Genomic DNA, 4,502 nt, shown 5'->3' with positions numbered 1-4,502 from the left:
CTCCAGCACCGTGCGCCAGAAGAACAGCGCCTTGGACGAGACCCTGCCCTTGCGCTTGTCGGCATTGACCGCGCGGTCCGTCGCCCCCGACAGACCAAGGCTGGCGATGTTGATGAAGTGGCGGCTGGCCAGCTTGCCATGATCGTCGATGTAGCAGACCCGCCCGGCGTCGACTTTTCGCGCCTTGGTATCAGCGATCCGTTTCAGCGTGGCATCGATGCCGCGCGGCATGCCGAGCCCACGCGCGAAGTCGATGCCGGTACCGCAGGGCAAAAGCCCGAGCTCGCTCGTCCTTCCGATCTCGTCCTGCGCCTGCAGCAGCCCGTCGGCCACTTCGCTGGCGGTGCCGTCGCCGCCGGCCGCGATCACCAGGTCGCATCCGCCGGCGGCGAGGTCGATCGCCAGCCGCTCGGCGTCGCCGGCGGCTTGCGTCTCGCGCAGGTCGAAATCGCCGAAATTTGTCTTGAGCGATGCCGCCACCTCCGCCCAGTGCCGCTTGAGCCTGCCGCCTCCAGCAATCGGATTGAGAACCACCCCGACCTTCAATCCGACCTCCCCCGAGGCACATCGCGCGAAATGCGCGGCGGAGTCCGCGCTGGCGCCCGAAGTCTTTTGCCGACCCAAACTCTTTTGCCGACATTCAAACGCGGACCGGGCGGCGCGACAAGGCTCCAATATCGAAGGTCGCTAAAAAAGCGGGGCAGGGTTCGGCCGCCGAATTCCGAGGCTTTTGCCCTCGGTCCCCGATAATCCCGCTATCCACAGGCGAGTGGGCATTCCGCAATCCGCTTACCCGGCGTACATTCAACCCATCTCAGGCGGCCACTGAACGCCCCAGCCGAAAGGCAAAAGCGCAAGGCGGATTTCCTGAGGCCCGTACGGCCCAGAACGAGAGCAGGTTCGCCTGTTGGAGGGACGGATGCCGAGACCTACGGGTGCCGCGGAAAGCGTGCCAACGCCGACGGCGGACCGATGCTGCCATGAAGGCCGGGAAAAACCTTCGATGGCACGCTGGGCGAAGCCCGTAAGGGTGGAGATCGGCGTGGTCTGGAACGGGCGCTGCCTTCGGGCGGCGACTGGCAGGACCGTCAAAATCAAGGCCGGCCTGGCGCGACGACTTTACGGAAGTTGCTGCCTCAACCGGTTCCTGATCTGACAGGGAGGCGCTGGGAGAAATCCCAGCGCCGACTGTCTTTTTGGGCTAGCCAAGCCTGCCTGAGGCATTTTGGTCACAGTCGCCACCTGAGCAATCTTCCGAAACCTCCCGTCATCCACATTTTCACAATCGCGGCCAAATCCCGCCTTGTTCGGCATGGATTGATGCAAGTGGGGAATGGGAGCGATTTCGAAGGGACAAGACCGTGATCAAGACCGCCCTTGTCGCAATGACCATTGTCGGCTGCGACTGCGACGCGAAGCTCTGCGAATATATCGGCGAGACGCCGGCCAAATGGGCGACGATCGCCGACTGCGAAGCGGCGATGAAGAGCCAGATGCTGCACCAGCGCAATTTCAACTATCCGCTGGTTTCAGGCATCTGCCGCGTCAAGGGCTCGGCCTCTTCCTCCGAGCTTGCCGCGAAAGCCTCCAGGCCGGATCTGAAGCCCAGGAACCGCGTGGTCGAAACCATCGCCCCGCTGCCGCCCGAGCTCGACCATCGCCCAAGCGTTCCAGTGGGCGGAACCGTGACGGCCAGCGAAACGGAAGCCGCGAAGCCTGTCGCCTTCGATGGGTCGGTCGATGGCGGCCGCGCCGTGCTTTACCGCACCAAGGCAGGCTATGCCGTGGTCAAGACCGATCTCAGCCGCGCCGCCGGCGCGACGGTGGACGCGGCGAAGCGCTCGGCAAGCTGGTTGGCCGGATTGACTGGGCTGTAAGCCCATCCAATTCAGGTCAAGCCGCCTCACCTGAATATCGGCACGCCTTACAGCTTGACCTTGAGAGTCTCCCAGAATTTGTCGATCAGCGGCTGTTCGGTTTCGCCGATGCGCGTGATGAAGAGCAGCCCCTGATCGGCTATGCCGAAGCCGACGATCTCGAAATCCGCCCTGTCGGTGCGCGTCTTCACAGTGGCCTTGAGGCCTGTCAGCTCCTTGCCGTCGGCGAGTTTGCGGGTCGTCGGCTGCTGTGTCAGCTGCCCGCCTGCCTGGACCGTCTCCCTGGTCATCTCCTGCAGCATCAGCTGGTTGAGGGAGACCGGGTTCATCTTGTCATACTTCTGCACCACGACGAGGGTGCCGAGTGCCGAAGCCATGAGGTACTGGGCGATGCCGTCGCCGAGATCGGTCTTGGTGACCGAATAATTGCTGGGATGCACGAAGGAGAATGTGCCGCCGGAGAAGGTGGCGAAGTCATTGTGCTCGAGCCTCACCTTGCTGGTCTTGCCGTTGCCGAGCTTCACATCGATATCCTCGCCAGGATCGATGTCGACGGTCACGCCGTCGATGGTTAGCTTGAAGGCCTTCGGGTCCTCGGCACGGGCAGCCCCGGCGCAAAGCATGATCGCGCCGAACGCCCCAGCCGCCAGTCTCAGTCGCATGTCGTGTCCTCTCCGCGCGGTTCCGACGTAGCGCTTATCATTTTTTGATGACGGTTGGCGTGGGTCACTTTGCAACACCCGGTTGATCACATCCCCGCGATGCGGAAAGATAGCGGCCTTTCGAAAATGGGGGGCCCTTCGATGACCTTGGTTGTTCGCGCCGCGTTGTGTCTTGTCTGTCTATTGGCGCCGGCGACGGCCGACGCGCAGGCTACCGATCCGAATGACGACCGCGTGACTATATTCGCTCCGGGCGATCCGGAAATGGCAGCCGCGACAAAGCAGGCGCTTTCCAGCCTCGACGAGTTCCTCGCGCTCGCCGATAGCCCTCCGGCCGGCACGTCGCGCTTCAAGCTGAAGGTGAAGGTAAAGGACGGCAATATCACCGAGCATTTCTGGGTCGTGCCCTTTCGCCGCACCGAAGCCGGATTTGTCGGAATCCTGTCGAACCAGCCCGCCGAGGTGCATAACGTCGTGCTCGGCCAGAACATCGAATTCACCAGGGACGATATTTCCGACTGGGGCTACACCAGGAACGGCCATCAGGTCGGCAGCTTCACCGCCTGCGTGATGTTCAAAAGGATGTCGAAGGAAGAAGCCGACGACATGCGCACCAGGTTCGGCTTCGACTGCTGAGCTTAATCCAGCGCTTCGTCTCTCGCGCCGATCTTGCGCACCAGCGCAGCGGTGGCCAGCATGGCGCCGAGATCGGCGATCATCGGCGCGATATGAATGTTGTAGTCGATCGGCTGTGCAATATCCGGCAGCTCGAAGAAGTTCTTCGATCGCGGCATCAGCAGAAAGCCGTCGCTGTCGCTGAGCGCCACCCGTGCCTGGTCGTAGGGCCATGTCTCGCGCAGCCAGGTCAGCGCCTGCGCCATCCGGCCGGTCACCAGAGGCCGCGCCGCCTCGACATTGTCGGTGCGGAATTCATAGGTGTCATCGAGGTCTTCGACGCCGGATGACAGCTCCTGCATCTTGGAGGCGAACATGCCGCGGAAGAAATGCGCCACCTTGCCGGCCTTGCGCGCCGCGACCAGCGTTCCCGGGAACGGCTCGATGGTCTCAAAGGCGACAATGACGCCCTTGAAGGCGGTCGTCTCGCTTTTGGCGGAGCCTTCCCAGAGCTTCGCCTCGTAGAGCTCGAAGGGAAAATCCTCATAACGCCCGGAAATGACGTCGTCGAAGCTCTGCCGGTTGAAAGCGGCGACGGTTTCGCGCGGCATCCTGTCGAAGGAGTTCGGCCGCACGCCATGCTGATAGCGCACATCACGCACGAAGCCGAAGATCATCGGCAGCAGCGTATCGCGGAAGGACTGCTGCAGCCGGGTCGCCGGCCTCAGCGCCTGGAAATAGAGCAGCACCGCGACGATCATGCCGCCGAGATAGAGAAAGACATGCGGCGTCGAGAGCCATTGCTCGTGCGGATCGGCGGCGGCGTTGAACAGCCAGGCTATCAGCGCGACGAAGACGGCGACCAGGCCGACGAACACCGGTCCCCGCCAGCGGACCTGTCTCTGGGCCGACGCCCGTTTCGCCTCATACTCCTCGATGCCGCGCCTGATGCCCGCGATCACCGCCTCGTTCGGCATGAAATCCGCTGCTTCCATGGCCATCCCCGGTCGGCGCTAAGATCGGCTTATGATAGCGGCTTTTGCGCGAAAGTCGCCTGTGCCCGCGGTGATCGGCGACTAGTCCCCGGGAGCAGGAAAAATCGCCTGCAGCCGGGCCGCAACCCGCCGCTTGAGCGCGCCGCCCAGAGCCTCCACCGGCACCAGCCGCTCGTGGTTGCCTGCTCGCAGTCGCATGAAGAAATGCTGCCGGTAGGCGGCGATCCTACCGTGCGTGGCCGGATCGGCGCTGACGTCGACCACGAATATCGAGCCGATGCGTGCGGGCCATGGCGTGCTGGCCAAGGCAGTGCCGAGGAAATCGCCGAGCCCATAAGCGGTGACCCCGCGAC

Annotated in this window: 6 protein-coding genes and 1 pseudogene; 3 read left to right on the top strand and 4 right to left on the bottom strand. The window is 63.3% G+C overall.

Annotated features, from left to right (window positions below; genetic code table 11):
- The coding region (locus EOA27_RS23830) for a diacylglycerol kinase family protein (protein WP_281059475.1) at positions 1-546 on the bottom strand (546 nt) is incomplete at its 3' end.
- Positions 547-1,003: 457 nt separating this feature from the next.
- Between EOA27_RS23830 and EOA27_RS40885 the strand changes: the two genes are divergently transcribed.
- Together EOA27_RS40885 and EOA27_RS23825 are read left to right on the top strand one after the other, a co-directional pair.
- The gene (locus tag EOA27_RS40885; protein ID WP_189562097.1) at positions 1,004-1,156 is read left to right on the top strand and encodes a hypothetical protein; all 153 of its coding nucleotides are present in this window, start codon (positions 1,004-1,006) and stop codon (positions 1,154-1,156) included.
- A gap of 205 nt (positions 1,157-1,361) precedes the next feature.
- The gene (locus EOA27_RS23825; RefSeq protein ID WP_042646161.1) at positions 1,362-1,877 is read left to right on the top strand and encodes a hypothetical protein; all 516 of its coding nucleotides are present in this window, start codon (positions 1,362-1,364) and stop codon (positions 1,875-1,877) included.
- A gap of 47 nt (positions 1,878-1,924) precedes the next feature.
- Here the strand turns inward: EOA27_RS23825 and EOA27_RS23820 are convergent, their stop codons facing one another.
- The gene (locus tag EOA27_RS23820) at positions 1,925-2,539 is read right to left on the bottom strand and encodes a hypothetical protein (RefSeq protein ID WP_126081687.1); all 615 of its coding nucleotides are present in this window, start codon (positions 2,537-2,539) and stop codon (positions 1,925-1,927) included.
- 141 nt (positions 2,540-2,680) lie between these two features.
- On the opposite strand from EOA27_RS23820, the gene EOA27_RS23815 reads away from it, so the two are divergent.
- Positions 2,681-3,175, top strand: a complete 495-nt coding sequence (locus tag EOA27_RS23815; protein ID WP_126081686.1) for a DUF2314 domain-containing protein — start codon at positions 2,681-2,683, stop codon at positions 3,173-3,175.
- Between the two features lie 2 nt (positions 3,176-3,177).
- Here EOA27_RS23815 and EOA27_RS23810 read toward each other — a convergent pair whose 3' ends face one another.
- Together EOA27_RS23810 and EOA27_RS23805 are read right to left on the bottom strand one after the other, a co-directional pair.
- The gene (locus tag EOA27_RS23810; protein ID WP_127257392.1) at positions 3,178-4,149 is read right to left on the bottom strand and encodes a DUF3137 domain-containing protein; all 972 of its coding nucleotides are present in this window, start codon (positions 4,147-4,149) and stop codon (positions 3,178-3,180) included.
- An 81-nt stretch (positions 4,150-4,230) separates the two neighbouring features.
- Positions 4,231-4,502: pseudogene (locus tag EOA27_RS23805) on the bottom strand (metallophosphatase); the annotation flags it as partial.

The organism is Mesorhizobium sp. M2A.F.Ca.ET.037.01.1.1 (assembly GCF_003998075.1).
Lineage (GTDB): Bacteria > Pseudomonadota > Alphaproteobacteria > Rhizobiales > Rhizobiaceae > Mesorhizobium.
The sequence above is the reverse complement of the archived record's forward strand: the minus strand, read 5'-3'. Positions and strand labels throughout refer to the sequence as shown.

Excerpts from the sequence above, each read along its gene's own strand:
- EOA27_RS40885 (WP_189562097.1), top strand. The coding sequence starts at position 1,004 with ATGGCACGCTGGGCGAAGCCCGTAAGGGTGGAGATCGGCGTGGTCTGG.
- EOA27_RS23820 (WP_126081687.1), bottom strand. The coding sequence starts at position 2,539 with ATGCGACTGAGACTGGCGGCTGGGGCGTTCGGCGCGATCATGCTTTGC.
- EOA27_RS23815 (WP_126081686.1), top strand. The coding sequence starts at position 2,681 with ATGACCTTGGTTGTTCGCGCCGCGTTGTGTCTTGTCTGTCTATTGGCG.
- EOA27_RS23810 (WP_127257392.1), bottom strand. The coding sequence starts at position 4,149 with ATGGAAGCAGCGGATTTCATGCCGAACGAGGCGGTGATCGCGGGCATC.